Annotated in this window: 25 protein-coding genes; 5 read left to right on the top strand and 20 right to left on the bottom strand. The window is 40.4% G+C overall.

Going from position 1 to position 25,902, the window contains the following annotated elements; translation table 11 throughout:
• Window positions 1-20: 20 nt before the first annotated feature.
• Window positions 21-2,297: an acyl-CoA dehydrogenase gene (locus CSC79_RS10480; RefSeq protein ID WP_099295756.1), complete on the bottom strand. Its 2,277-nt coding sequence runs from the start codon at window positions 2,295-2,297 to the stop codon at window positions 21-23.
• Between the two features lie 342 nt (window positions 2,298-2,639).
• Between CSC79_RS10480 and CSC79_RS10490 the strand changes: the two genes are divergently transcribed.
• The gene (locus CSC79_RS10490) at window positions 2,640-4,481 is read left to right on the top strand and encodes a M2 family metallopeptidase (RefSeq protein ID WP_099295758.1); all 1,842 of its coding nucleotides are present in this window, start codon (window positions 2,640-2,642) and stop codon (window positions 4,479-4,481) included.
• Window positions 4,482-4,547: 66 nt separating this feature from the next.
• Here CSC79_RS10490 and CSC79_RS10495 read toward each other — a convergent pair whose 3' ends face one another.
• The 13 genes from CSC79_RS10495 to CSC79_RS10555 all read right to left on the bottom strand — a co-directional run bounded on the left by CSC79_RS10495 (window position 4,548) and on the right by CSC79_RS10555 (window position 15,921).
• Complete coding sequence (locus CSC79_RS10495; RefSeq protein WP_099295759.1) at window positions 4,548-5,336, bottom strand: putative porin; 789 nt, start codon at window positions 5,334-5,336, stop codon at window positions 4,548-4,550.
• 219 nt (window positions 5,337-5,555) lie between these two features.
• The gene (locus CSC79_RS10500) at window positions 5,556-5,930 is read right to left on the bottom strand and encodes a PH domain-containing protein (protein ID WP_099295760.1); all 375 of its coding nucleotides are present in this window, start codon (window positions 5,928-5,930) and stop codon (window positions 5,556-5,558) included.
• The gene (locus tag CSC79_RS10505; protein ID WP_099295761.1) at window positions 5,930-6,841 is read right to left on the bottom strand and encodes an ABC transporter ATP-binding protein; all 912 of its coding nucleotides are present in this window, start codon (window positions 6,839-6,841) and stop codon (window positions 5,930-5,932) included. Before CSC79_RS10505 ends, CSC79_RS10500 begins: the two co-directional genes overlap by 1 nt.
• Entirely contained in the window at window positions 6,838-7,629 is a 792-nt protein-coding gene (locus CSC79_RS10510; protein WP_099295790.1) for an ABC transporter permease subunit, read from the bottom strand. The genes CSC79_RS10505 and CSC79_RS10510 overlap by 4 nt, the downstream gene beginning before the upstream one ends.
• A gap of 150 nt (window positions 7,630-7,779) precedes the next feature.
• On the bottom strand, window positions 7,780-8,961 hold the full coding sequence (locus CSC79_RS10515) for a cystathionine beta-lyase (protein WP_099295762.1): 1,182 nt from the start codon (window positions 8,959-8,961) through the stop codon (window positions 7,780-7,782).
• A gap of 15 nt (window positions 8,962-8,976) precedes the next feature.
• A complete protein-coding gene (gene nudC, locus CSC79_RS10520; protein WP_099295763.1) occupies window positions 8,977-9,900 on the bottom strand; it encodes an NAD(+) diphosphatase in 924 nt (307 codons plus the stop codon).
• Between the two features lie 133 nt (window positions 9,901-10,033).
• Entirely contained in the window at window positions 10,034-10,828 is a 795-nt protein-coding gene (nagB, locus tag CSC79_RS10525) for a glucosamine-6-phosphate deaminase (RefSeq protein ID WP_099295764.1), read from the bottom strand.
• Between the two features lie 214 nt (window positions 10,829-11,042).
• Entirely contained in the window at window positions 11,043-12,182 is a 1,140-nt protein-coding gene (locus tag CSC79_RS10530) for a DUF5009 domain-containing protein (RefSeq protein ID WP_099295765.1), read from the bottom strand.
• 65 nt (window positions 12,183-12,247) lie between these two features.
• Window positions 12,248-13,366: an N-acetylglucosamine-6-phosphate deacetylase gene (gene nagA, locus CSC79_RS10535; RefSeq protein ID WP_099295766.1), complete on the bottom strand. Its 1,119-nt coding sequence runs from the start codon at window positions 13,364-13,366 to the stop codon at window positions 12,248-12,250.
• Entirely contained in the window at window positions 13,366-14,280 is a 915-nt protein-coding gene (locus CSC79_RS10540) for a BadF/BadG/BcrA/BcrD ATPase family protein (RefSeq protein WP_099295767.1), read from the bottom strand. Before CSC79_RS10540 ends, nagA begins: the two co-directional genes overlap by 1 nt.
• A 340-nt stretch (window positions 14,281-14,620) precedes the next feature.
• Entirely contained in the window at window positions 14,621-14,833 is a 213-nt protein-coding gene (locus tag CSC79_RS10545) for a helix-turn-helix transcriptional regulator (protein ID WP_099295768.1), read from the bottom strand.
• Between the two features lies 1 nt (window position 14,834).
• The gene (locus tag CSC79_RS10550) at window positions 14,835-15,263 is read right to left on the bottom strand and encodes a hypothetical protein (RefSeq protein ID WP_099295769.1); all 429 of its coding nucleotides are present in this window, start codon (window positions 15,261-15,263) and stop codon (window positions 14,835-14,837) included.
• 139 nt (window positions 15,264-15,402) lie between these two features.
• Entirely contained in the window at window positions 15,403-15,921 is a 519-nt protein-coding gene (locus CSC79_RS10555) for an NYN domain-containing protein (RefSeq protein ID WP_099295770.1), read from the bottom strand.
• A 153-nt stretch (window positions 15,922-16,074) separates the two neighbouring features.
• Between CSC79_RS10555 and CSC79_RS10560 the strand changes: the two genes are divergently transcribed.
• Window positions 16,075-16,701 carry a hypothetical protein gene (locus CSC79_RS10560; RefSeq protein ID WP_099295771.1) on the top strand — a complete coding sequence of 209 codons (627 nt, stop codon included), beginning with the start codon at window positions 16,075-16,077 and terminating at the stop codon, window positions 16,699-16,701.
• On the top strand, window positions 16,698-17,444 hold the full coding sequence (locus CSC79_RS10565; RefSeq protein WP_099295772.1) for a DUF3307 domain-containing protein: 747 nt from the start codon (window positions 16,698-16,700) through the stop codon (window positions 17,442-17,444). The genes CSC79_RS10560 and CSC79_RS10565 overlap by 4 nt, the downstream gene beginning before the upstream one ends.
• A gap of 31 nt (window positions 17,445-17,475) precedes the next feature.
• Here the strand turns inward: CSC79_RS10565 and CSC79_RS10570 are convergent, their stop codons facing one another.
• The gene (locus CSC79_RS10570) at window positions 17,476-18,888 is read right to left on the bottom strand and encodes a DEAD/DEAH box helicase (RefSeq protein WP_099295773.1); all 1,413 of its coding nucleotides are present in this window, start codon (window positions 18,886-18,888) and stop codon (window positions 17,476-17,478) included.
• A gap of 129 nt (window positions 18,889-19,017) precedes the next feature.
• On the opposite strand from CSC79_RS10570, the gene CSC79_RS10575 reads away from it, so the two are divergent.
• On the top strand, window positions 19,018-19,431 hold the full coding sequence (locus tag CSC79_RS10575; protein ID WP_099295774.1) for a DUF1801 domain-containing protein: 414 nt from the start codon (window positions 19,018-19,020) through the stop codon (window positions 19,429-19,431).
• A gap of 28 nt (window positions 19,432-19,459) precedes the next feature.
• Here CSC79_RS10575 and ihfA read toward each other — a convergent pair whose 3' ends face one another.
• The 5 genes from ihfA to CSC79_RS10600 all read right to left on the bottom strand — a co-directional run bounded on the left by ihfA (window position 19,460) and on the right by CSC79_RS10600 (window position 25,053).
• The gene (gene ihfA / locus CSC79_RS10580) at window positions 19,460-19,759 is read right to left on the bottom strand and encodes an integration host factor subunit alpha (protein WP_002960690.1); all 300 of its coding nucleotides are present in this window, start codon (window positions 19,757-19,759) and stop codon (window positions 19,460-19,462) included.
• Between the two features lie 2 nt (window positions 19,760-19,761).
• The gene (pheT, locus tag CSC79_RS10585; protein WP_099295775.1) at window positions 19,762-22,149 is read right to left on the bottom strand and encodes a phenylalanine--tRNA ligase subunit beta; all 2,388 of its coding nucleotides are present in this window, start codon (window positions 22,147-22,149) and stop codon (window positions 19,762-19,764) included.
• A gap of 15 nt (window positions 22,150-22,164) precedes the next feature.
• Window positions 22,165-23,145, bottom strand: a complete 981-nt coding sequence (gene pheS, locus CSC79_RS10590) for a phenylalanine--tRNA ligase subunit alpha (protein WP_099295776.1) — start codon at window positions 23,143-23,145, stop codon at window positions 22,165-22,167.
• Window positions 23,146-23,287: 142 nt separating this feature from the next.
• A complete protein-coding gene (gene hda, locus CSC79_RS10595; protein WP_099295777.1) occupies window positions 23,288-23,998 on the bottom strand; it encodes a DnaA inactivator Hda in 711 nt (236 codons plus the stop codon).
• Window positions 23,998-25,053, bottom strand: coding sequence for a DUF2066 domain-containing protein (locus CSC79_RS10600; RefSeq protein WP_099295778.1), 1,056 nt, complete (start codon window positions 25,051-25,053; stop codon window positions 23,998-24,000). The genes hda and CSC79_RS10600 overlap by 1 nt, the downstream gene beginning before the upstream one ends.
• A 211-nt stretch (window positions 25,054-25,264) precedes the next feature.
• Here CSC79_RS10600 and CSC79_RS10605 point away from each other — a divergent pair, with 211 nt between their 5' ends.
• Window positions 25,265-25,882, top strand: coding sequence for a LysE family translocator (locus CSC79_RS10605; RefSeq protein ID WP_099295779.1), 618 nt, complete (start codon window positions 25,265-25,267; stop codon window positions 25,880-25,882).
• Window positions 25,883-25,902 lie beyond the last annotated feature (20 nt).

Genomic DNA, 25,902 nt, shown 5'->3' on the forward strand with positions numbered 1-25,902 from the left:
TTTTAAAGGCTTTTTTCGTTTTAAAGTGTGCCTTTTGAAAAGTTATCTACCGCTATGGCTTGTTTCCTAAGCTCATTTGCGTCTTGTAGACGCCTACCCTCTTGCTCTGTAATCAGTTGTTTTTCAACTGCTTCATCAATTACTACTTCGACCGATGCATTACGATTTAAAACGCCCTCACGCTGCCACTTCTTTATACGTTTGAATGCATCAGCAGTGTCATTCATTGCTGCAAATGCTTGCTCCATTACACCTGTACCTGCATTATCATCAACATAGCATAAGTGAGTTAATCGATTTCTGAAAACGCCCGGTTTAGTCATATGCTCGCATATTGTTTGAGCTATATTATCACTAGGACGATGGTAATGATTACCCAGTGGGAAAACTATTCGTTTGAGTAAAAAATTAACGAATGGATTTGAAAAGTTTTTAAAGAAGCCATCAAACGCTTGCCCAATTTCAAATAAATTTCGCTCCACTGAATACTGAACAAATGCCAAGTCTGCTTGTTGTCGGCCTTCATCTTCAAAGCGTTTGAGTACAGTTGAGGCAATATATAGGTGGCTCAACACATCACCTAAGCGTGCAGAAATCATTTCTTTTCGCTTCAGCTCTCCGCCTAAAATAAGCATAGCTACATCAGTGCAAAATGCTAATCCGCGACTCATTCTGCCTAACTGCTTATAATAGTTCGTTGTTGCGCCACTCACAGGAGACTTAGCAAAATAGCTTCGAGTCAGTCCATGTACAAACGCCATGCCTGCATTGGTACCGGCAAATATAATATGCTGTAACAACAACCCATCAAATTGCTTTAAAGCAAGCTCATCATCTTCCATGCCAGCCGCTTCCATTTCTTTAAGTACAAATGGGTGACAACGTGTTGCGCCTTGTCCAAAAATCATTAAATTACGTGTTAATATGTTGGCGCCTTCTACGGTTATAGAAACCGGGATCCCCATGTATCCATGAGCTAAATAGTTATTTGGCCCTACTTGAATACCCTTACCTGAGTGAATATCCATTGCATCATTCATCACGGTTCGACCCATCTCTGTCATATGGTATTTCGCAATAGCTGTGACAACCGATGGGCTGAGTTTTAAATCAATTGCACCTGCGGTCATTAGTCGGCAAGACTCCAAACTATAAGTTAAGCCACCAATACGCGCTAACGCTTCCTGGACCCCCTCAAACTGTCCTATTGATACACCAAACTGCTGTCTTACCACAGCATAAGCTGATGTCATGCGTGAACATAAATGCCCTGTAGCACTACTCAATGCAGGAAGTGAAATACCACGACCTGCACTAAGGCACTCAACGAGCATCCGCCAACCTCTGCCTGCGCCCTGTTGACCACCAATAATCCACTCTAGTGGTATAAATACATCTTTACCGTAGGTCGTTCCATTCATAAACGCCATATTAAGCGGATAATGACGCTCGCCGATTTTAACACCCTCATGATCTGTGGGTATTAGCGCACAAGTAATACCAAGCTCTTTCTCTTTACCCAGCAAGCATTCGGGATCGTACATTTTAAACGCAAGCCCAAGCACTGTGGCCACAGGTGCCAATGTTATGTAACGTTTAGACCAGTTTAAACGAAGTCCAATTACTTCTTCACCATTGAACTCACCTTTACACACCACACCAGAATCAGGAATACTGCCCGCATCGGAGCCAGCTTCAGGCCCTGTTAGGGCAAAACAAGGCACATCTTCGCCAGTTGCTAAAGTTGGCAACCATCGTTCTTGCTGCTCTTTGGTACCATAGTGAAGCAATAACTCACCTGGACCTAAACTGTTTGGCACCATAACGGTAACCGCAGCAGTTAAGCTTTTAGTCGCAATTTTTGCCACAATAGTAGAATTTGCAATCGCTGAGAACTGACGTCCGCCAAACTTTTCAGGAATAATCATTGCGAAGAAACCATTTACTTTGAGGTAATCCCAAACCTCTTTAGGCAAGTCTTTATCTTTTTGAACAATTTGGTAGTCATCAAGCATTGCTAGTAATGTTTCTACCTCATTATCTAAAAATGCACATTCCTTTTTACTCAACTCTGGCTTAGGGTAGCTATGAAGAACTTTCCAGTCAGGGTTACCACTAAACAGCTCCCCATCCCACCAAACATCGCCAGCCTCCATAGCTTCCCGTTCTGTTTGTGACAAAGGCGGCAATACTTTTTTAAAAAATTTAAAGGCTGGGCGACTAATTAAGCTGATGCGGATATCTTTTACAGCAAATACAACTATCACCAAAACCAGTAATAAAATGAACACTGACATGGAAACGATCCTTTTCAATTGATGGAAATTAATTGTTTTAAGTATGACCGATCCTTTTATAAATACAATAAAACCATCATTCTCTGGTTACACATATGCAAACAAAAACTTAAACCAATTCGCTTAATTAAGTGCTCTATTTTGAGGATAGAAAAAAATGTTGATAGCAAGGCAAAAAATTTGCTATCTAGTTGCTCTAAATGAGAGTTTTTTAACGCAGGTAGCCACACGTTTATCCCCGCAAAATGATTAAGTACTGTTACAGATTGGAATTATATATTTTGCCATGCTTTGAGACACTGCTATCATCCATAGCGATAAATAACAAATATAAGGGTAAATATGACTACTCCACATTTTAAGCTTAGTCTGAGCGTATTAATGGCCACGAGTGCATTAGCACTATCAGGTTGTGACCAAAACACTTCTGAAAAACAACACACTACTGTTAGCACTTCAGTAAGCGCAGCTGATGCACGAAACTTTATAGATAAAACGGAACAAGAACTTAACGCACTCTATTTAGAATCAAGCCGCGCAGAGTGGATTTATGCGAACTTTATTACGCATGATACCGCTGCGCTTTCAGCAGAAGTAAACCGCAAGATGACGGAAGCGGTTGTGCGCCTTGCAAATGAAGCGGCTCAGTTTGATTCTTTAGACCTTGATTACGATGCCCGACGTAAATTAGATAAGCTAAAATTGGCACTCACATTACCTGCGCCTCAAGATGCTGAAAAAACGGCTAAACTATCGCAGTTAGTGGCAGAGCTTGGTGGTATCTACGGCAAAGGTAAGTACTGCAAAGAAAATGGCAATTGTTTAAGCTTAGGCGATATGACAGCAAAGATGGCCACTAGTCGTGATTACAATGAATTACTTGACCTATGGCAAGGCTGGCGTCAAGTTTCTAAGCCAATGCGACCTCTTTATGAGCAACAAGTAACTTTAACAAATGAAGGTGCTAAAGAGCTTGGTTACGCTGATACCGGCGCGATGTGGCGCAGTAAGTATGATATGCCTGCAGATGATTTTGCAAATGAACTTGATCGCATTTGGGGACAAGTTAAACCACTTTATGATTCATTGCATTGTCATGTACGTGCAAAGCTAGGCGAGAAATATGGTGAAGATAAAGTACCACAAGACCAACCAATTCCTGCACATATATTAGGCAACATGTGGGCACAAACATGGGGCAATATCTATGACGTTGTTGCCCCTGAAAATGCAGATCCAGGCTATGATGTAACAGCGTTACTCGCTGAGCATAATTATGATGAACTAAAAATGGTGAAAGGTGCTGAGACGTTTTTCACTTCAATGGGGTTTGAGCCTCTCCCAGAGACGTTTTATGAACGTTCACTATTTACCAAACCCAAAGATCGTGATGTGCAATGCCATGCATCAGCGTGGAACATTGATAGTAAAGACGACCTGCGTATTAAAATGTGTATTCAACGTACAGGTGAAGAATTTTCAGTTATACACCATGAATTAGGTCATAATTTTTATCAGCGTGCGTACAATACACAGCCACTTTACTATCAAGAAAGTGCTAACGATGGGTTCCATGAAGCTATTGGTGATACAATTGCACTCTCTGTTACACCTGGTTATTTAAAAGAGATTGGTTTATTAGAGCAAGTACCAGACGAATCTAAAGACATTGGCTTACTAATGAAAATGGCACTGGATAAAGTGGCCTTCATTCCATTTGGTTTATTAGTGGACCAATGGCGTTGGAAAGTTTTCTCAGGTGAAGTAACCGCTGAAAATTACAACCAAGCTTGGTGGGATTTACGCCAGAAGTATCAAGGTATTCAAGCACCCATAACTAGAACAGAAGCTGATTTTGATCCAGGTGCAAAATACCACGTACCAGGCAACACACCTTACACTCGCTACTTCTTAGCACATATTCTTCAATTTGATTTCCACCGCAGTCTGTGTGAAATTGCTGGTAACGAAGAAGCGATTCACCGTTGTTCAATTTACAATTCTAAAGCGGCGGGTGAAAAGCTCAATGCCATGCTTGAAATGGGCTCAAGCCGCCCATGGCAAGAAGCACTTGCCACTGTAACGGGCAAAACAGAAATGGACGCCACTGCGTTACTTGATTACTTTGCACCATTGCAAAAATATTTAGATGAGCAAAACCAAGAACGACAATGCGGTTGGTAATTCTCCTTTAATTAATGATCAAAAAAGCCCGCTTTCAAGCGGGCTTTAAATTAATCTACAAAAAGATTAAAACTGTAAGCTCACATTAGCATAGTAAGCATCATAGTCTGAGTCATCCCAGTTATTTGCATACCCTAACTCTAAACCAACATTGCGGTTAAAGAAGTGCTCTGCGCCAAAGCTGTAATCATCATTTTTATCAAATGTGACAAACACAGAAGTGGCTTTAGTAAAGTAATAGTTAGAGCCTAATACCCAAGAGCTGCCAAAATCATCAGTATCAGCAACAGTACCTTCTACTGTTAGATAGTTACCTTGTTGCAGATCCATAAAATATTTTGCACTTACTGCACGATAGTCAAAATCGTCATCTGCTGATACGGTAAAGCCGATGTAATCAGTGCTATTTAGTTTATGGTTATAAGCTAAATCAAATCTAAAGTTATCTTCACCATCTTCAACATCGATATAAGTGGCTTTCATAAGTAAGTCAGGGTTAAAGAAGTAGCCTGCAGAAAGGTTGAAAGCATCTCGACTGTTACCATAATCAAGGTTTTGGTAACCAGCACCAAATACAAATTGATCTAGAAAATATTCACCACCAACCTTTGTAACGTCACCAAAATCGTCATCAATGTATGACCCATAAACATTACTTTGCTTGTTAATGTATTCAAATTGATCGTAAGGACCTGTCGTTGCTTTAGGAGAAAAGTAATAAGTTGAATCAAGGCTTATAACATCGTTACCGTCATAATCCGTATATTTAACATGGCTAATTGACTCATAAGTATCTGCAGCAGTCGCAGCACTTGAAAGAAGAATACTTGAGATAATAACTGCTATTTTTTTCATAATTAGATTTCCCTATTTACATGGTTACATTGCTGTTTTGCCTAACCTGTTGGTTAAGACGTGGGCATGCTAACGCGGGAAAACTGAATCGAAACTTAACCAAGCCATTGTTTACATTGAACTAATTGTAAACAATTGTAGGGAAATGTAAATATAAAAATGCCAGCTTACTTTAAAGGCTGGCATCAGAAAAGGTAAATAGTTACTTGTTTCAACTAATTACAATGCATATGTGCCGATTATTTTGTAAACTTCATTAATATTATCGCCCGCTTTAAAATCTTTACTAATTGGGGTGGGATCTGAACCAACCCAAATTTTAAGCTCTGCATCTAAGTCAAAATGCCCTGCACTCTCTTTACTAAACTTAGTTATTTTAGAATAGCCGACACTCAGCATTTCAATTTTTGAGCCTGTCACACCTTGTTTATCAATAAGAATTAGACGCTTATTTGTGAAGATAAACATGTCGCGAACGACTTTGTAGGCTTTTTCAACTTGTTCTCCATCAACCAATGTATTACTAAGAACTTTTTCTAAATCGTCATCATCGACTTCGCTAGCATTGCCCATTAATCCACTTAATAAACCCATTACGCTTTCTCCTGTGTAAAAATTTGGTTTTCCAAGGTATGACCATTTACCAACTGTCGGTAGCGCCAACCTTGTTGATAACAAAAGTTAAGTAACTCGATATCAATTTGCTTATCAGATTTTTGGTATTCAATCACATACTCTTTAGCTTGGCTCATATAGACTCGGGTCACACCCGGTAAGCTAAGTAACCTTTGTTCAACGTCTGTCAAATTATCAGCAAAGAGTATAGTCATAAAGCGCTTTGTTTGAAGCTCTGACGGCTTTGCCTGATGTTCTATCAGCTTACCCTTATCGAGGTGTAACACATGGTTACATAAGCGCTCTAGCTCTGTTAAATCATGGGAGCTGAGAATAAAGGTCGCTTCATCACTTAAGTTGGCTACAAGCTCTCTAACTTCTCGAGCATGAATTGGATCAAGCCCGGCGGTTGCCTCATCTAGCATCACTATTTGTGGCTTACCAATGAGTGATTGGCCTATGGTTACGCGCTTTCGCATGCCATGAGACAAGTCATCTGAACGCTGGTGAGCTACTTCAGACAAGCCAACTAAATCAAGCACTCGCAATGCTTCTGATTTACTTGCACCGGCAGACAAGCCTTGTAGTTGTCCGTAAAAGCTAAGTTGATGCACAATACTAAAACGTGGGTCTAGCTGAGCGTCTTGCGGTAAAGCACTTAACTTACCGAATAATGCGTTACTGCCAGGTTTGCTGCCCAGAATACTTAATTGGCCTTGTGAGGGTAAAATATAGCCACATAACAAACTAAATAATGTTGTTTTCCCCGCTCCATTGGGACCCACTAAGGCAACGGGTGCCCCTTGTTGTATTTCGAAACTAACGTCATCGAGTGCGAGTTTACTGCCGTAGCGCTTTGTTATCGCTTGCGCGTGTATCAATGTGCTCATAGTGAACTCCTAACAAAAATACGTTGAGCGATAAACAACAGCACAACACTATGTATTACGGGAATACCTAAGCTACTAAATAAAGTCGAATTCTGACCCGCGACTTGGTTTATTTGAACCCCTGGGAATATATAATCAAGCAAAGCAAACATAGGCACTTGCCATGTTAGAATTCCCACCATAATGTTACCTACAGCAAAAAACAGCACGGCTAATACAATTGCTAACCGCGCTGAACTTGCGAACGTATTAATTAGAGTCATCAAAGCTACAAATGGCATAACTGTAATTAGCAAATAAAAAAATATGATTGCACCACGGTTTATCCCGCCACCAAGCAAGGCAACATCACGAAACGCCATGACAGCCAATGTTGCAAACAATGTGACTGCTAAGAGTGCAGCTAAAATAAGCACTTGCCCGATAAAACGACCCAATAATATTTCGGAGCGGGTTGCTCTTAGCGTTAAGAATCGTAATGTTCCACGATGTTTATCTCCAACAATTTGGTCACTACATAAAAATAAACAAAATAACGGAAAACTATATAAAGCGATTAACCAATACATAGCCAGTTCCGCTTCAGGCCATTGAAGTAATTTACTTAGCCCAATAGCTCCAAATACTTGCTTAGCAAGTTCAGCGAGTTCAGGCGAGCTGACAATGGTCACCGCTTGCCCAACGGGGTAACGTAAAATTAATAGCCAACATATAGTAAACGCAGCCACGGCTAATAAGCCACGCTTTGTCAAAAATAATCGAACAAGTTCAAACTGTGCAATTTTCATTAATCGCTGAGGATGTAATTGTGTCACAAGTTTTCCTTTTTAAGATCTCAATACACCCACATTAAGTGCAAACGTGTTGAATTACTAGCAAAAAAAAGCCCACTTTAAGTGAGCTTTGTAACAATAAATTAAAATGTAACATACTTACATTTAAAGATGTTGTTGATAGACATCAAGTGCTCTAGCTAAGTCCGCAATTAAATCTTCAACATCTTCAAGGCCTATATGTAAGCGAATAACGGGCCCTTTATCCCATCCAGATGCCGTGCGCAGGCTTTTCATTGTTAAGTTAGCTGTTACTAAACTTTCAAATCCGCCCCATGAGAATCCCATTTTGAAATGATGTAAGCTATCTAAAAAAGCATTGATTGCGCGCTGATTACCTTCTTTCATTACAAAAGAAAATAAACCATTGCTTCCATCAAAATCACGTTTAAAGAAGGCATGCCCTGGGCACGTTTCAAAGGCTGGGTGGCGGATATGATCCACTAAATGGTGTTGCTCTAACCATTTTGCGACCTCAATAGCTGCTTTTTCATGTTGATTTAAACGAACAGCCATCGTTCTGAGACCACGTAGTGCTAAATAAGCGTCATCGGCGGAGGTGCATTGGCCCAATAAATATGATTGTTCTCGTAACGTAGACCAATACTTTTTGTTCGCAACCGCTACGCCCATCATGACATCTGAATGACCCACAATGTATTTAGTTGCAGCTTGGATACTAATATCAACGCCATGTTCTAATGGGCGGTAATGTAAGCCGTTACCATAAGTATTATCAAGCATCGTCATTACACCGCACTCATTTGCAACAGCAACCATTGCAGGCACGTCCTGAATTTCCATGGTAATAGAGCCAGGCGACTCTAAAAAAAGCACTTTTGTATTGTCTTTAATTAATGATTTAATACCTGCACCGATAGTCGCAGGGTAATAAGTTGTTTCAACACCAAAACCAGTTAATATTTTATCGCAAAAGTCGCGCGTTGGTTCATAAGCGGTATCGACCATTAAAATATGATCACCCGCTTTTAAAAACGCAAGTAATGTACTGCTGATAGCAGCCGCACCGCATGGGTAAAGCGCGCATCCTTCGCCTCCTTCGAGTTCAGTGATTGCCTCTTGAAGTGCAAAATGCGTTGTGGTGCCCCGACGTCCATAAAAAAGCGTTTTATCGCCGCGTTTCTTTGCCGCATTTTGTAATTCTTCAACTGAATCAAACACAACGGTAGATGCACGTTGCACTACAGGATTTACAACACCATGCGTATAAGCTTTTTTTCTACCACTACTGACTAATTGTGTGTTTACGTTGGTTTTTCTAGTCATTACGAATCCTTAGATTTAATCTTTTTGCTCAAGCCAATGGTTTATTAAGTAGCGAGAAATAGAATCTGTTCGAGGTAACTTTAAGTGCTCACCTTCTTCATGCCAGTTACCAAATTGCCTTATTTCTTCGCGACTGAACCACTTTGCATCCTCTAGCTCATCTTTATCAACTTGAATATGTTCTGTTTCTGCCTCGGCTATGAAACCCAGCATAATTGATGACGGAAATGGCCATGGTTGAGAGGCTATATAATGTACATTGCTAACAACAATGCCGGCCTCTTCCATTACCTCACGCGCAACTGCTTGCTCTAATGTTTCACCTGGATCTACAAAACCAGCTAAAGATGAAAACATGCCAGGCGCCCAAGTAGCTTGACGACCTAACAAACAGCGATCAACACCATCTGAAAATGTGCGTGTTACTACCATGATCACCGCCGGATCTGTTCGCGGGAACGTTTGATGTTTACACTCTGGGTTTGTGCACAAGCGGGAGTGCCCCGCTTCAATTAACTTATTACTTGAACCACATCTCCCACAAAATTTATGGGTCGCGTGCCAATAGCATAGCCCCCGCGCTAGTGCTGCCACCGAGCCACACTGTAAGTCAACTTGGGCACCATAACGGCGAATATCTACAAACTCAGCGCCTTCAGTTATATTTAATAAATGTGCTTCATCTAGCTCGCTAACATCTAACGCGAAATAACTAATATTTTGTTTATCAAGTCCTAAGAAAATACCTTTGTTTAAATCAAGGTGATTGACACTTTGTGCTGATAAAAAAGTAACGGTTACGCTATTTTGGTCAAACAAGGTACGGTTGTTATGCACCAATAACCATCGCGCTTGATTATTATTCTGCGCTGATAACCATACTGGGTCCTTTCGCAAATTTGATGCTCGGTCTAATGCCATATCGCTGTAATTTAGCATACTCGCCCTTTTTGATGTTTAGATGGCTAAAATTAACATATCAACACATTAAACCCAATTGATAAATCGACAAAAAATAGGCAAAAAAAAAGCCCATAGGGCTTTTTTGAACACACAATAAATTTTGTTCTAATTACAGGGTAGCTAGTTTAGTCTGTAATTTTTGATTTTCAGCTTCAATATGCTGATAGAATTCTAAATCGTCTAATTTACTTGCCGCTGCTTTATCGATAACTATCACTGCATCCCGATGAAGCTGCAGTGCTGATGCTGGACATTTAGCCATTAAAGGGCCTTCTACCATAGCATGTACCGCATCGGCTTTATTTTCACCTGTAGCCAATAACACCACTTTTTTCGCTTCTAAAATTGTGCCAATGCCCATAGTAATAGATAAATGAGGTTGATATTCATCGGCTTTAAAAAAGCGTGCATTGTCTTCAATCGTGGCCTTAGTCAGTGTTTTAACACGAGTACGAGAGGTTAAGCCAGACGATGGCTCATTAAACCCAATATGGCCATTACGCCCAATACCTAGCAGCTGTACGTCAACACCACCAGCATCGCAAATCTTTGTTTCATACTCATGACATGCCTCAATTGGGTTTTGGGCATCGCCGGGAGGCACAAAGGTATTATCTTTATTGATATCAACATGATTAAACAGTTGCTCATTCATGAAGTAACGATAGCTTTGAGGATGCTCGCCTGTGAGGCCTAAGTATTCATCAAGGTTAAAGGTCGTAGCACGAGAAAATGAAATTTCTCCAGCTTTATTCTTATTGATTAATTCTTGGTATAAAGCAACAGGCGTTGAACCCGTCGCTAAACCGAGCACTGAAGTAGGCTTTTTTTCTAATTGTTTTGCGAAGATATTTGCGCCATACGCCGCTACGGCTGCCGCATCATTTAAAATGACTATTTGCATATTTAGTTTGCTCAGTTTAATTAGTTGATGAAAAAATGGGATCTAAAACCCAACTCCACGTGCAATCGAATTGGGCCTTAGATCAAACCTAACTGGGATACATCAGTCTAGGTTAATACCATTATGACAACGCTGTCATTATTACCATTTAGCTACGTTTTGTAAAGTAAAAGTGAATAAAAAAATTACATTTTTTGTTCCCAGCTATAAAACGTTATACGCTGACAAAGATTTTTCGTTTATACATCCAATGTAATACAAGCATTTGAACCAGTAGTAACGCAACCACTGCAAGTAATGGCTGCCAGTTAGAGCTCACTGCTGCAATGAAGCCGCCAAATACGCTCAAACTAATATATTCCCAGTTCACCAAGCTAGACGCTAGATAAATGATAATGGAGTTTGCGCCAATTATAACGAATGGGTAAGCTAGTTTTTGTCCATTTAAAATATCAACCAAGGCATAAAAAATAGCGAGTAAAATAGCACTCCAGCCCACAGTGACTAAAACAAATGAACTCGTCCAAAGCTCTTTATTAACCGGAAACTGTAAATCCCAGAGCCAGCCAAGGCACACACTCAAAACACCACTGGAAAATAAAATACCCGCTACTTTCCACTCACCTAGCTTGCTCGCTTTAGCAATAAGCTGTCCAGCAAACACCCCTATCATTGCATTAACAATCGCTGGAATACTTGAAAGCACGCCTTCAGGGTCTACCGCTCTATTTTGATAGCTGATGCCCGGTAATAAGTACTTATCAAACCATGCATTCCAGCTACCTGCTGCGCTTAAATCGCCCGCACTGCCACCAGGAACTGGAATAAAGCTCATTAGAACCCAGTAACCTAGCAATAGACCTGCAGCAGTATATGCCTGCGTACGTAAGCTGGTATGCCAGACCAACATTGCACAAAAGAACCAAGCGATTGCAATTCGTCCCAGTACACTTGCATAGCGAATTTCATCCAGTGCCAAAGGAATACCGGTGCCCCACCCGTGGTTGTACATGACACCTAATGCACAAAGTAAAAATAACCGTTTAATCGCTTTTCTGTAAAAGACCTTTCGTTCGCTCCATGGCAAATGATCAATCCGCTTTGGGGCAAGACCCATAGCGACACCTGACAAAAAGATAAATAACGGAAAAATCAAATCGTAAAATGTAAAACCATGCCACGCACTGTGTAATGTATGGGCCTCAAATACTTTCCAGCCAGTCCAGCCTGTAAGCACAAATAAAGCGGCGAAAATAGATTGCCCGCCTAAAATCCAAAACATGTCCATACCACGAAGTGCATCCAATGATGCTAAACGCTTTTTGGCTGGTTTTGTTGGTGTTTGTGTTGTCATAATTTACCTACTTTTAAAACAAAAAATCCCCGCGATACAACGGCGGGGTTTTTTCCAGGGAAATGTTAAATTGCTTTACCAGCAATATAAGTGGCTTTGACATATTGGTGCTCATCAAGCACTACAAAGTCTGCATCAAAACCATCAAGTAAGCGTCCTTTTTTCTTAAGGGCTAGGTACTGTGCGGGATAAAGAGACGCCATCCTTAAACTTTCAGCGAGACTAACATCTAAAGAATTAACAGTGTTTCTTACAGCACTTGCCATATCAAGTACACTGCCAGCAAGTTCGCCTGTACTCGAATTCAATCTATCGCCTGTTCTGATGACTTTTCGGCCATCAAAAAAGTCAAATTCCATATCGTCAGTACCTACAGGCGGCATTGCATCGGTAACTAACATTATTTTTCCGCGCTGCTTTGTTCTAATTGCAAGCTGAGCTGATAATGGGTGAACGTGGTGACCGTCAACAATTAATCCACACCAGCTGTTGTCATGCCAAAGCGCAGCACCAACAACACCAGGTTCACGAGACGTAAATGCAGACATTGCGTTATACAAGTGAGTAAATCCATCAGCCCCTGCATTTAATGCAGCCATGGTAGTAGAATAGTCAGCGTTAGTATGACCTATAGATACTTTTACACCGCACTCAACCAAACGCTCAATATCAGCAATGCTGACATTTTCAGGTGCTAGCGTCACCATTTTAATACCTAGGTCTTGTCGAGCATAAATTGCAAACTCTTGTTCGCTGATTGGGCGAATAAACTGCTCACTGTGCGTGCCTTTTTTAGGAAAAGATAAATGTGGACCTTCAAAATGAATTCCCAAGACACCTGGGACACCTTCGCTTATCGCTTTAGCTGTTGCATCCGCTGCCGCTTGCATTATTTCAACTTTATCAGTAATAAGTGTTGGCATTAAGGCGGTACTACCAAATTGGCCGTGGGCTTTGGCTATTTTATCTAAACAATCTGGTGTTTGGTCAGCATTAAAAAAAGCCCCTCCGCCGCCATTGACTTGCACATCAATAAAACCTGGCGCAACTAAACCTTCTAGTTCAATAGCCTCGGTGCTAACTGCATCTTCTAATCGAAATACACCTTGCTCAACACTAAAAAGCGCATCATCAATAAAATTTTCACCCGTAAATAAACACTCTGCATGATAAAATGTTTTCATTACACACCTACCTTTTGATTTTGCTCTAAAACAGCCTGCTGAGCAAAATAGATTGCCCCCATTTCAGGAGGTTGAATAGGTGCCTCAACAAGCTTCGCAACCGCGGGGTCTAACCATTCATTTAGAGGTTCAGCAAGACCACCAATCATTGATAATCTTGGGGGATTGTTTTCAAGTAAACGTTTAGCCAATGAACTAATATAGTCAGCACCCTCTTTGACAATATTAAGTGCAATTTCATCATTTTTTCTTGCGGCATCAAAAACGTATCGTGCCAGTTTTGCAAAACTACTTGAAGGTTGCCCAGCCATTTGCTCGGCAATGCCCATAGCACAAGCAGTATTAAAGTGATCTTTTACAACATTAGTTAACGCGGTTTTCGAACCTAAGCCGTCTAAATCAACCAATACAGCTTTGACTGCTTCGAGTCCCATCCACGCACCACTGCCCTTATCACCCAAAGCAAACCCATGACCGCCATAATTAACAGACTCACCATTAACATGGGAAAAACCACAAGAACCGGTACCAGTGATTATTACAGCACCGTCATCTCCATCATGTGCGCCAATACATGCCGTATGCAAATCTGTTGTTAAGAACATTTGTTTGAAAGGATGTTCCCACTCGTTAATTTTTTCGTATAAGGATGGAAGATTAACACCAGCTAACCCTAAGCCAGCATAAATTTGGTGAATACTTTCTAGCGGAAGACCTGCATCGCGCATTGCAAGTTGAGTTGACACCATAATTGACTCTAACGTGCGTTCTAAACCATGTAGTGGATTCGCGGGGCCACCAAGACCAGTTCCTAATACACCGTTTTTAGCTGAGTATATAGTTGCACGGCACTTTGTTCCGCCACCATCGATACCAATAAACAATTGGTCCTCATTCGCACTTTTAGACATCATCTAACGACCTCTACCCTTCGTTTTATATTTGTATTAATCGCACTTTTTTTATTATACGAATGCGATTTACCCTCAACCCATGTTGAATTAATGTTACACAACAAATGACAGCGTTGTCATTACATTTTTTATAAAAATTCATATATCTTTTATATTTAATCGTAATCATCTGAAATAAATAAATATTTAATAAAAGAGAAAAATACTTTTTCGGGTTCGGTACTGCCAACTCACGCCCGAGCAGTACCTTATATGTATACATGAAATCCAATTCATTGCAGATTAGAGTAAACAGTCTATGCATTTACTAATAATGAATCATTAATAAAATAGTAAACTTTTATGCCTCGTATTGAAATATATTTTCCAGTGGTTGACCAAATACCGCTGCAATTTTAAATGCCACTTCCAATGATGGAGAATACCTAGCCGCTTCTATTGCCGCAATAGTCTGGCGCGTTACGCCTACGAGATCAGCCAACTGCTGCTGAGTCATCTCATTATGGTGAAATCGTTGGGTTCTAATTGTATTTGTGATTGCTAATTTTGCCATTTTAACCTCTGTGCAGTAACCATGCTTCAACTGCAGCGCCAATCACCTCACTCAATAAAGCAGCAATAACTAACTGATGTACTGGGCTCATTGGTATTGGGTAAACTGAGTCAACTAGTAGGGCAAAAACAGCATTAACAACACCCAGCTGTAAAATAAATAAGCTCACACTTTTAGCTTTCAAGGCAATTGCTTGCTCACGTTCATCTCTAGGCTGGTTAGCGTATTTTGTGTTAAACGCAGCTAAAATACTATGCATAATTACCAGCATCACGACCGTCTGAATCGCCAACTCAATTAGTAAGCCACTGGCAAGTGTTGGATTCATTTGTGCCTCAGGGGTCATCGATAGCACGCCTTGTAAATAATTAAACAGCAAAACTAGCGTAATCACTGCTTCTAATAACCTTGTTTTTTGTGTGTAACTCATTTTTTGCTCCTAGTGTAAAGAATAACGACCTTCATGTTAAATATAATTAACATGATTTACTATAGGAGCACACAGCTTTAATGTCAAACATTATTAACATGGAGACAAACTTTTTTTGCATCACGTTCGCATAGCTTTTTTATAGTAATAATGAGTGATCGATACAGTAAAAATGCTCAGCACTTTGCTTTAACGCATCAGCAGTTAATTTATCTGCGCCATATACATCAGCGGGAACATTATATTTATGCTCCAAATGACCCAGTAATAGCGCAAAATCACCATCACCAGAGAGTAAAATAACACGATCAAGTTTTTTTCCATGCTCAAGCATATCGATAGTGATGCCTACGTCCCAATCACCTTTAGCACTGCCATCTTTACGCTGAATAAACGGTTTAAGCTTTACCTCAAAACCAATTGCCCGCAAGATATTTTGAAATTGTGATTGCTTATCATCACCTCGATAAATAGCGTAAGCAAAGGCGCACTCAATGTCGTAACGTTCACTCACGTGTGCCCAAAAAGCATTGTAATCAAAATTTTTGCCATAACTTTGTCGGCAGGTGTAATATATATTTTGCACGTCGACAAATATTCCCACTCTGGGTTTTGAAGCTATCTGCGATTTAACTAACGACTCTGATGATTGCGACATAATAGGCTCTTCAATTAAGTTTTGAACAATGTAGCATAGTTAACTTGAAAAAAAGCTAAAAGTAACCTAGATTGGTTACTTATTGACAAGTAACCGAATTTGGTTACATAACAAAAAGTAACTGATATAGGTTACATTAGCTAGGTGAGAATAATGATTGCAGTCATTACTGGCGATTTGATCAAGTCACAAAAAATTCCGCAACATCAATACGATGATATGCTTTACCAGCTAGATCAAAGCTTACGTTTTATTACAAACAAATTTAATGGCCAATTTAGTATTTATCGCGGTGATGCCCTACAAATACAATTGCCTGATCCAACTGATGTGTGCAGTGCAGCCGTATTGCTCTACTTACAGCTAAAATCAGCCAATTATTCATTACGCCAAAGCCTTGCTGTTGGAGGGCTTGATAACCCTCGCGCTGATATAAAAACAGCCACAGGCTCAGCGTATACACTCTCAGGCCAAGGGTTAGATACAATGAACCAACTGTTAATATTGCAAATCGAGCATAACCCGATCGAAACAAGCTTCGCACTTAACATAGATTTAATTGATGTACTGCTCGATAAAATTAGCCAAAAGCAAGCTAATGCGTTGTTCTACTATTTAACCTCGCAAAATAACAGCCATAGCGAGCTTGCCAAGGAGCTTAAAACCAGTCGTGAAAATGTGACAAAGTTACTTAATTTAGCACATTACCAACTTATAGAGCGCTTTTTGAATTACAGCAAACATGCTATCGAGCAACAGCTCAAAGGAGTGACAAAATGAGCTTTTATTTATTATTAACAGGTCTTGTTATTGCTCATTTACTTGCCGATTTTTACTTGCAACCTATGAGTTGGGTAGATGATAGAAACACTCGGCACTTTAGAGCGAGTAAGCTTTACTTACATGTTTTAATGCACTGCCTAGTCAGCGCCCTCGTTATTACTTTATGGGAATACCACTATGGTTGGGGGGACGGGTTGAACATAGCAGTTGCGACCGTGGTGATTGCAATTACCCATTATTTTATTGATATTGCCAAATCGTACTCAAATAAAGGGGTGATCCCTTTTGTACTCGATCAATGTGCTCACTTGATTGTGATTGTCATAGTCGCGGTGTGGCTTGCTGATAATCACGACTTTTACAACCAACTAGTAAAGCAGCTTATTACCCTTAATAATTTAATTACACTCACAGGCTATTTATTAGTGCTTAACCCAAGTTCAGTATTTATTCGCATGGCACTTGAGCGTATCACCAATGGCTTTTCTACATCAGGCAGCATTCCGGCTGCTGGGCATAGTATAGGTATATTAGAGCGAGTTTTAATGCTGACATTTATTTTATTAGGTGAGTATACCGGTGTTGGCTTTTTACTAGCGGCAAAATCTATTTTTCGTTTTGGTGATTTACGTGCCAGTGAAGAAAAACAACTCACTGAATATGTAATGCTAGGTACTTTGTTAAGTGTGACAGTGACACTATTTATCGGTTTAACTATTAACTTATTAACTACACAATAAAAACGCGCCATTAAGGCGCGTTATGTATTAGTTAAGCGTTTCCCTGAGAGCCACTATTACTTGGACTACGACGGCGCTGTGAGTTACCACCAACGGACTGACGTTTTGCCCATGGATTTTGTTGCTCTCCCTCACCTTTAGCAGCAGGCTTTTTAGAGCCACCACGGCGTGGTCCAGTACCATTGCCACCATTATTAGACTTTTTGCTGTTCGGTTTACTGCTGTCTGATTTAGGTTTATTAAATGGCTGCTTTTTCTTTGCTTTTTTAGCTGGCAGCGGGCGTGCATCGAGAGCACGCTCAGGAACAGGGTTACTTGGTTCAAAGCCTTCCACTTGAGCACGTGGGATTAGCTCTCCAATAAAACGTTCAATACCATATAAATCTACCGCATCTTCCGTTGTTACAAATGAAATAGCGTGACCAGATGCACCTGCACGACCTGTGCGACCAATACGGTGAACATAATCTTCATATACATTAGGTAAGTCGTAATTCACAACGTGTGGAAGCTCAACAATATCTAAACCTCGTGCCACAATATCTGTTGCAACAAGTACACGGACTTCACCGCTTTTAAAACCTTCAAGTGCTTTCACGCGAGCACCTTGGGATTTGTTACCATGGATTGCTGCACCAACAATATCATCACGCTCAAGTTGCTTAACTAAGCGATTAGCACCATGTTTAGTACGACTAAAGACCAATACTTGCTGCCAATTGTTACTACGAATTAAATGGCTCAGCAACGCTGTTTTACGCGCTTTATCTACGGCGTAAACACTTTGCGTCACACTTTTTGCAGTCGTATTTTTTGCAGCTACAGATATTTCTACAGGATCGTTAATTAATCCTTTCGCCAACGCACGAATGTCATCAGAAAAAGTGGCTGAAAACATTAAGTTTTGGCGCTTTGCCGGCATTTTTGCTATTAAGCGTTTAATGTCATGAATAAAGCCCATATCTAACATGCGGTCAGCTTCATCTAAAACCAGCACTTCAACATTGTCGAACTTAACTGCATTTTGGTTGTGTAAGTCAATTAAACGCCCAGGTGTGGCAACTAAAATGTCCACACCTTTACGCAGACGCTGCATCTGCGGGTTAATTTTAACACCACCATAAACCACAAACGAGCTAACACCTGAATGCTTGGCATACTCTTCAACGTTTTCACTTACTTGTAATGCAAGTTCACGGGTTGGTGCCAAAATAAGTGCTCGTACATGATTAGATTTAGCCTTTTGTCCTTTCGACAATGACTCAATAAGCGGTAAAGTAAAACCTGCTGTTTTACCTGTACCTGTTTGCGCAGCAGCCATCACATCGCGACCTTCAATAATCGCAGGAATGGCCTGAGCCTGAATTGGTGTTGGCGTTTCATAGCCCTTTTCTAAAACTGCATTAACTAAAGACTGTGATAAACCTAACCCATCAAAACTCATATAAACTCTCTTTTAAATAAGGCCAAAGTGGCCAGTTGCGCGCATTATACCGATCGTGACCAATATTGCATTGAATATTCACAGTACCGTCTCTATGCTAAATAGATATTTGTAGTCTGGGGCATAAAAATGGCGTTAAAAACACAAGTAAATCAAATCACTTTAGAAGAATGTTTAGCACATATAGATCCTAAGCGCTTAGAGGATACACACAGGTTAATTGCCCTTTTTGAAAAAATAACGCAAGAACCTGCGCTTGTATGGGGAAAAGATATAATTGGCTTTGGGTGTTATCAATATAAATACGATTCAGGTCAAAGTGGAGAATGGCCATTGACTGGCTTTTCACCGCGCAAGACAAAACTATCCATCTATATTATGCCCGGGTTTGAGAGTGATGAAATAGCACCGCTACTAAATAAACTAGGTAAGCATAAAACAGGGAAGAGTTGCCTTTATATTAGTAATTTAAACAACATCGATTTAAACGTGCTAGAACAAATCATCGCACTATCGGTAAAACAAATGAAAGTTAAATATTAAAAAAAAAGGCAGCTTGCGCTGCCTGTTTTTATTTTGCTTTGCTTGTGCCTACTTCAACACGAGTCTTTAATTTCTGACCCGGCCTGAAAGTAACTACACGACGCGCCGAAATAGGAATATCTTCTCCTGTTTTCGGGTTACGTCCCGGCCTTTCTTTTTTATCACGAAGATCAAAGTTACCAAATCCAGAGAGCTTAACCTGCTCGCCTTTTTCAAGCGCTGAGCGGATTTCTTCAAAAAACGCTTCAACTAAATCTTTGGCATCTTTTTTATTGATCCCGAGTTTTTCAAATAGGTGTTCAGCTATGTCGGCTTTAGTAAGCGCCATATCTAGTCCCTCAACGATGCATTAAACTGTTCGGCCAGTGCGGCCACCACATTATCAACTACCTGATTGATATCTTTCTCTTCGAGTGTTCTATCAACCGCCTGCAGTGTTAGAGCAATCGCCAAACTCTTATAATTTGGCTCAATACCTTTGCCCTTATACACATCGAATAAGTTTAGGTCAACCAATTGATTTCCGCCAACTTTTTCTATCACTGATAAAACGTCGCCAGATTTCACCTGTTCTTCCACTAAAATAGCGATGTCGCGGCGGTTTGAAGGGAACTTAGATACCCCTACAGCTTCAGGTAAATTTCTTTTTTCAATTGCCGACATTTCTACTTCAAACACATAAGTTGCATTATTAATGTCTAATGACTTTTGAACTTGAGGGTGGACAGCACCAAAGAAACCTACTTTTTTGCCATCAACGTAAATAGCTGCAGACTGGCCTGGGTGTAGACCATCAGACTGCTCTGCTTTGATCTCAAAACGATTTATATCATTAGTTAGTGAAAGTAATGCTTCAACATCACCTTTTAAATCATAAAAATCAACATTACGTTTTTCTTCGACCCAATGCTCGCCGTGTGCAAGACCGGTTATAACGCCACCCATAACAGCCACTTGGTTTACGCCATTCTCTGCATTTTCATCGCGTAAGAACTTAAGGCCATGTTCGAATAAACGAATGCGAGGTTGCTGACGGTTTTGGTTATAAACCAATGATGCTAGCAATCCTGGCATTAAGCTTACCCGCATTGCTGACATATCACTTGAGATCGGATGCGGTAAGATAAGTGCATCACACTCTGGGTGTAAAATTGTTTGCGCTTTTGGATCAACAAAACTGTAAGTAATAGCTTCTTGATAACCACGTGTCACAAGTGCATTGCGAAATTTATTCACGGCAATGGTTGCTTCATTATGCGTGGTCATTTTCAATTTAGCTGTCGGTGCTACATTTGGAATACTGTTGTAACCAAATACACGTGCCACTTCTTCAATTAAATCTTCTTCAATGCGAATATCAAAGCGGTAGCTTGGTACATCTGCACTCCACACACCATCAACAATTTTTACATCAAGACCTAGGCGCGTAAGAATGTCCGTGACTTTTTCATCAGCAATGTGATGACCGATTACGCGGTCTAGGCGTTCACGGCGTAGGCGTACTTCTGTTACTTTTGGTAATTTATCTTTAGCAACGGCTTCAACAACGGGGCCTGCTTCACCGCCTACAATATCAAGTAATAATGCTGTCGCACGTTCCATGGCATCATGTTGCAGTGCAAAATCAACACCACGCTCATAGCGGTGTGATGCATCTGTATGCAGACCGTAGCTACGTGCTTGACCTGCAATTGCAACTGGGTTGAAAAACGCGCTTTCTAATAAAATATCAGAGGTTTGCTCTGTTACACCTGATTGCTCGCCACCAAAAATTCCGGCAATAGCTAGCGCTTTATGATGATCGGCAATCACTAAGGTCGATTCATTTAACTTTGCTGTGTTGCCATCAAGGAGAACAAGTTCTTCATCAGCGTTTGCACTGCGAACTTTAATACCGCCTTCAATTGTATTTAAATCAAATGCATGCATTGGATGGCCTAGCTCAAGCAGTACAAAGTTGGTTACATCAACCACAGGGTCGATTGAACGAATACCACTACGACGTAGCTTCTCTACCATCCAAAGTGGCGTTTCTGCATCAAGGTTAATCCCTTTAATCACGCGGCCTAAATAACGCGGGCAAGCATCTTCATTAACGAGTTCGATTGATACTTTATCGTCAATTGTGGCTTTCACTGCTGGAATTTCTAACGCTTTAACATCAATACTGTTAAGCACACCGACTTCACGGGCAATCCCTTTTATACCTAAGCAGTCACCACGGTTAGGTGTTAAGTCAACATCGATGATGTTGTCATCAAGGCCTAGATATTCACGTAAATCAGTGCCTATAGGCGCATCTAATGGCAATTCCATAATGCCATCGCCTTCTTCGCTAATACCTAGCTCAACAAACGCGCACAACATGCCGTGAGAAGGTTGACCGCGAAGTTTGGCTTTTTTAATTTTAAAATCACCTGGTAACACCGCACCCACAGTTGCCACTGCAACTTTAATACCTTGGCGACAATTTGGCGCGCCACACACAATATCAAGCAGCTCATCACCGCCGACATTAATTTTTGTTACACGTAGTTTATCTGCATCAGGGTGTTGACCACATTCAACCACTTCACCTACCACAACACCGTTAAACTCGGCAGCTGCTGGCTCTACTGCATCAACTTCAAGGCCAGCCATCGATAACTGTTCCGAAAGAGCCTGCGTGTCAATTGCAGGATTAACCCACTCTCTTAACCACTTTTCACTAAATTTCATTTTATATCTTCACTCTTAACGGAACTGGTTCAGGAATTTTAAATCGTTTTCGAAAAATGCACGTAAATCATTTACGCCATAGCGCAACATGGTTAAACGCTCTACACCCATACCAAAGGCAAAGCCGGTGTATTTTTCAGGGTCAATACCCACTGATTTAAGTACATTAGGGTGAACCATGCCACAACCTAATACTTCTAACCATTTCCCATTTTTACCCATCACATCGACTTCAGCCGATGGCTCTGTGAATGGGAAGTAAGATGGGCGGAAACGAATTTCCATATCTTCTTCAAAGAAGTTACGTAAGAAGTCGTGTAAAATACCTTTAAGCTCTGTGAAGCTCACATCTGTATCAACCATTAGGCCTTCAACCTGATGGAACATAGGTGTGTGTGTTTGGTCATAATCATTACGATAAACACGACCCGGAGAAATAATTCTCAGCGGTGGCTGCTCAGTTTCCATGGTACGTATTTGTACACCACTTGTTTGGGTGCGCAACACAAGCTTTGGATTGAAATAGAAGGTATCGTGATCAGCACGCGCTGGATGATGCTCAGGGATATTTAGCGCGTCAAAGTTATGAAAATCATCTTCAACTTCAGGGCCTGACTTAACTTCAAAACCAAGTTCACCAAAAAAGCTTTCAATACGCTCAATTGTACGTGTTACTGGGTGAAGGCCACCCGTAGGCATAACGCGCCCAGGTAGTGTTACATCAATTGTTTCTGCGGCTAGTTTTTCTTCAAGTGCTTTACTGGCAAGTAACTCACGCTTTTCGTTAATAGCGGCTTGTACATCTTGCTTTGCTTGATTGATAACTTGGCCGGCTTCTTTACGCTCTTCAGGCGCAATTTTACCAAGCGTTTTTAATAAACTGGTGATTTCGCCCTTTTTACCAAGATAATTAACCCTGATATCTTCAAGCTGCGCGATTTCATTGGCACTGGCAACTGCCTCAAGTGCTTGCGCTAATATATTTTCTAAGTTCATTCGATACCTGATCTTTCACAGAAGGTGATTACAATTTTGTTGACTAATGATAACTGAAAGCAAGGACTAGATTCTAGGCTTTATACTAATCTTATTGAATTCTTTCTGATTAACTTGCCTTGAATAGCGAGGAAATTACTATTTAAAGCTTTAATGCAGATTTTATAAAGGGAATAGTGAGTTTTCGCTGCGCGGCCATGGAAGCATGGTCGAGCTTATCCAGCACATCTAATAGCGCTCTCATGTCACGGCTTAAGCGAGTTAATAAAAAGCGAGCACACTCATCAGTAAGTTCAAGCCCCCGCATGTTTGCGCGCTTAACTAAGGCTTCAGCTTTATCATCATCACTCATAGAGCGAATTTGAAAAGTGGTACCCCACTTTAATCGCGACACTAAATCTGGAAGTGTAATATTAAGCATATCAGGCAATAAATCTGCAGTGACAACTAGGCATTTTTTCGGTTCACTAAAACGATTGAAAAAATTAAATAGTGCTTTTTCCCAAGCATCATTGCCTGCAACTAAATGAACATCATCTATGCACAACACATCGAGCGATTCGAGACCCTCAAGTACAATCGGACCAAAATCAATTACTTCACGCATAGATAGAAGCATGGTTGACAAACCTCGCTCCTGAGCATGAATACAGGTAGCATAAAGTAAGTGTGATTTACCAGAATCACCCAGACCACAGAGATATGTGTATTGGAAAGAAGTTGCTAAAGTATTGAACGCACTTTTAAGATGACTAACCTCAAGTGAGTTTTCACCACCAAAATATGAGGCAAATGTTTCATCATCTGGCAGCGTAACTGGCAGTGCCATTTGCACTGGCTCAACTGCCTTCATTATTTACCAACCCAGATATATTCAAGATTGTTTTGTGAGGTAATATGATAAAAAGCACGCGGATCAACAAATGCTTCAAAAGCACGATCAAGCTCTAGCGCTTTTTTAAAATCTTTAACAGAACCGGTATGGCTAACTTCAAAATAGATTGTTTCTTTATCCCTAGAGCGAATAACTAAATCAGTTACAACACTTAAGCTCTCCAAACGTCGTTTTGCTAACTCAATGTCAACAAAGCTCTGTGTTCCCTTAAGTTTAAAGAGAGCTCTCGTTAAGCTATTTACTGAGCTAGGATCAACAGCATATTCCGCAGCTAATCCTGCGGCTAAGGTATCAATCATCAATGCGATAGTTTGCTGCTTATCCCCTGTTAAGCGATTAGCTTCAAATAAATCATCATTTGTAAAACGCCAATCAAGCACCCAATTATCATTACTCTCAGGCTTGTAAAGTCTAGCGGTAATACTTCTTTCTGCTGTGTATCGGCTTGATGCCTGCTCTACAGGCTCAGAGAAATTCCCCCACACCTCAGGAATACCAACAATAGCTCTATCTTGAAGGTCAAGTAAGGGCACAACAACCGGCAAACCTCTTCGCGCAGCAGTGTCGTAAATAAGTTGCTCTAATTGTGGATAGCTCTCTTGTGTAACGAGCTCTCTACGCCAGTTATCTTCAATTGCTAACCAAATAGCCACTAAGGGACGACGAGTTCCCCATAGTGGTAAATTTAACTCTTTGATTAATGCGTTGATCTTATTTGCTTCAAATTTAACAACTAATTTAAGCGTCCCATCCGCTTTTTCATCATATTCAAACTTAAGCATGTAGTCAGATATATCTTTACTACGTTGTTTTGCAAGTGCGTTTTGATCAGCATTTGGATCACCACTGACCTTCACCAAAACATTCAAGAGTGCAGCACGGCTTGCTGATAAGCGCGCATCTCGGGATTTATCTTCAACTTTGAGTATATCTTGATACAGATCGGTTACTTCTACAGCTTTGATTGAATAACTGAAGAATATAGCAGTAAGTAAAATTAATAATCTAGACACAGGCCATTAGTTCTTGGTTTTAAACTAAATCGATCCTAATTCAAAGCACCGCACAAAGCAAAAATATATTCAAAATACCATTCAACATAAACTTAATTATAACTGTTACGCATTAAATTTTTATTTATCCTTATAAACATACGTGATTTCTTGTTCAAGAGAGTAAGTTCTTGATATTGTTTAAGCCTGATAATCTGCAATGAGTAATTTGATGTTTGATTTAGCAATACTGGCGGTATTTATACCTACATTCTTTTTTGTATCATACACACCAGGTATGTGTATGACACTTGCAATGACACTCGGCATGAGTATTGGCGTAAGACGAACCATGTGGATGATGATAGGTGAGTTACTTGGAGTAGCTTTAGTAGCTATTGCTGCAGTATTAGGCGTAGCAAATGTTATGCTTAATTACCCACAAGCATTTGCAATCTTAAAATGGGTTGGTGGTGCATATCTAGTCTTTATAGGTATAACTATGTGGCGAGACAAAGCTAAGCTCGATTTAAATGATCAACAAAAGAGTAAAGTTAGCCGTAAAGAATTATTTAGCCAAGGCTTAGTAACCGCTATAGCTAACCCAAAGGGCTGGGCTTTTATGATTTCGTTACTGCCCCCTTTTATTAATATTGACTATGCTATTGCACCTCAACTGAGTATTTTAGTTACCGTAATACTTGTTAGTGAATTTGTATGTATGATGGCATATGCAACTGGCGGTAAAAGCTTACGCATATTTTTAAGTCGCGGCGATAATGTAAAATTTATGAACGCAATCGCTGGCAGCCTAATGATAGCAGTAGGGATATGGTTAGCTGTTGGGTAAAAAGGTCAAAGGTCAAAGGT

Source organism: Pseudoalteromonas sp. 3D05 (genome assembly GCF_002723455.1).
Taxonomy (GTDB): domain Bacteria; phylum Pseudomonadota; class Gammaproteobacteria; order Enterobacterales; family Alteromonadaceae; genus Pseudoalteromonas.

What these genes read in the sequence shown, in the direction of transcription:
- CSC79_RS10480 (WP_099295756.1), bottom strand. Translation starts at nt 2,297, where the DNA reads ATGTCAGTGTTCATTTTATTACTGGTTTTGGTGATAGTTGTATTTGCT.
- CSC79_RS10490 (WP_099295758.1), top strand. Translation starts at nt 2,640, where the DNA reads ATGACTACTCCACATTTTAAGCTTAGTCTGAGCGTATTAATGGCCACG.
- CSC79_RS10495 (WP_099295759.1), bottom strand. Translation starts at nt 5,336, where the DNA reads ATGAAAAAAATAGCAGTTATTATCTCAAGTATTCTTCTTTCAAGTGCT.
- CSC79_RS10500 (WP_099295760.1), bottom strand. Translation starts at nt 5,930, where the DNA reads ATGGGTTTATTAAGTGGATTAATGGGCAATGCTAGCGAAGTCGATGAT.
- CSC79_RS10505 (WP_099295761.1), bottom strand. Translation starts at nt 6,841, where the DNA reads ATGAGCACATTGATACACGCGCAAGCGATAACAAAGCGCTACGGCAGT.
- CSC79_RS10510 (WP_099295790.1), bottom strand. Translation starts at nt 7,629, where the DNA reads ATGAAAATTGCACAGTTTGAACTTGTTCGATTATTTTTGACAAAGCGT.
- CSC79_RS10515 (WP_099295762.1), bottom strand. Translation starts at nt 8,961, where the DNA reads ATGACTAGAAAAACCAACGTAAACACACAATTAGTCAGTAGTGGTAGA.
- nudC (WP_099295763.1), bottom strand. Translation starts at nt 9,900, where the DNA reads ATGCTAAATTACAGCGATATGGCATTAGACCGAGCATCAAATTTGCGA.
- nagB (WP_099295764.1), bottom strand. Translation starts at nt 10,828, where the DNA reads ATGCAAATAGTCATTTTAAATGATGCGGCAGCCGTAGCGGCGTATGGC.
- CSC79_RS10530 (WP_099295765.1), bottom strand. Translation starts at nt 12,182, where the DNA reads ATGACAACACAAACACCAACAAAACCAGCCAAAAAGCGTTTAGCATCA.
- nagA (WP_099295766.1), bottom strand. Translation starts at nt 13,366, where the DNA reads ATGAAAACATTTTATCATGCAGAGTGTTTATTTACGGGTGAAAATTTT.
- CSC79_RS10540 (WP_099295767.1), bottom strand. Translation starts at nt 14,280, where the DNA reads ATGATGTCTAAAAGTGCGAATGAGGACCAATTGTTTATTGGTATCGAT.
- CSC79_RS10545 (WP_099295768.1), bottom strand. Translation starts at nt 14,833, where the DNA reads ATGGCAAAATTAGCAATCACAAATACAATTAGAACCCAACGATTTCAC.
- CSC79_RS10550 (WP_099295769.1), bottom strand. Translation starts at nt 15,263, where the DNA reads ATGAGTTACACACAAAAAACAAGGTTATTAGAAGCAGTGATTACGCTA.
- CSC79_RS10555 (WP_099295770.1), bottom strand. Translation starts at nt 15,921, where the DNA reads ATGTCGCAATCATCAGAGTCGTTAGTTAAATCGCAGATAGCTTCAAAA.
- CSC79_RS10560 (WP_099295771.1), top strand. Translation starts at nt 16,075, where the DNA reads ATGATTGCAGTCATTACTGGCGATTTGATCAAGTCACAAAAAATTCCG.
- CSC79_RS10565 (WP_099295772.1), top strand. Translation starts at nt 16,698, where the DNA reads ATGAGCTTTTATTTATTATTAACAGGTCTTGTTATTGCTCATTTACTT.
- CSC79_RS10570 (WP_099295773.1), bottom strand. Translation starts at nt 18,888, where the DNA reads ATGAGTTTTGATGGGTTAGGTTTATCACAGTCTTTAGTTAATGCAGTT.
- CSC79_RS10575 (WP_099295774.1), top strand. Translation starts at nt 19,018, where the DNA reads ATGGCGTTAAAAACACAAGTAAATCAAATCACTTTAGAAGAATGTTTA.
- ihfA (WP_002960690.1), bottom strand. Translation starts at nt 19,759, where the DNA reads ATGGCGCTTACTAAAGCCGACATAGCTGAACACCTATTTGAAAAACTC.
- pheT (WP_099295775.1), bottom strand. Translation starts at nt 22,149, where the DNA reads ATGAAATTTAGTGAAAAGTGGTTAAGAGAGTGGGTTAATCCTGCAATT.
- pheS (WP_099295776.1), bottom strand. Translation starts at nt 23,145, where the DNA reads ATGAACTTAGAAAATATATTAGCGCAAGCACTTGAGGCAGTTGCCAGT.
- hda (WP_099295777.1), bottom strand. Translation starts at nt 23,998, where the DNA reads ATGAAGGCAGTTGAGCCAGTGCAAATGGCACTGCCAGTTACGCTGCCA.
- CSC79_RS10605 (WP_099295779.1), top strand. Translation starts at nt 25,265, where the DNA reads ATGTTTGATTTAGCAATACTGGCGGTATTTATACCTACATTCTTTTTT.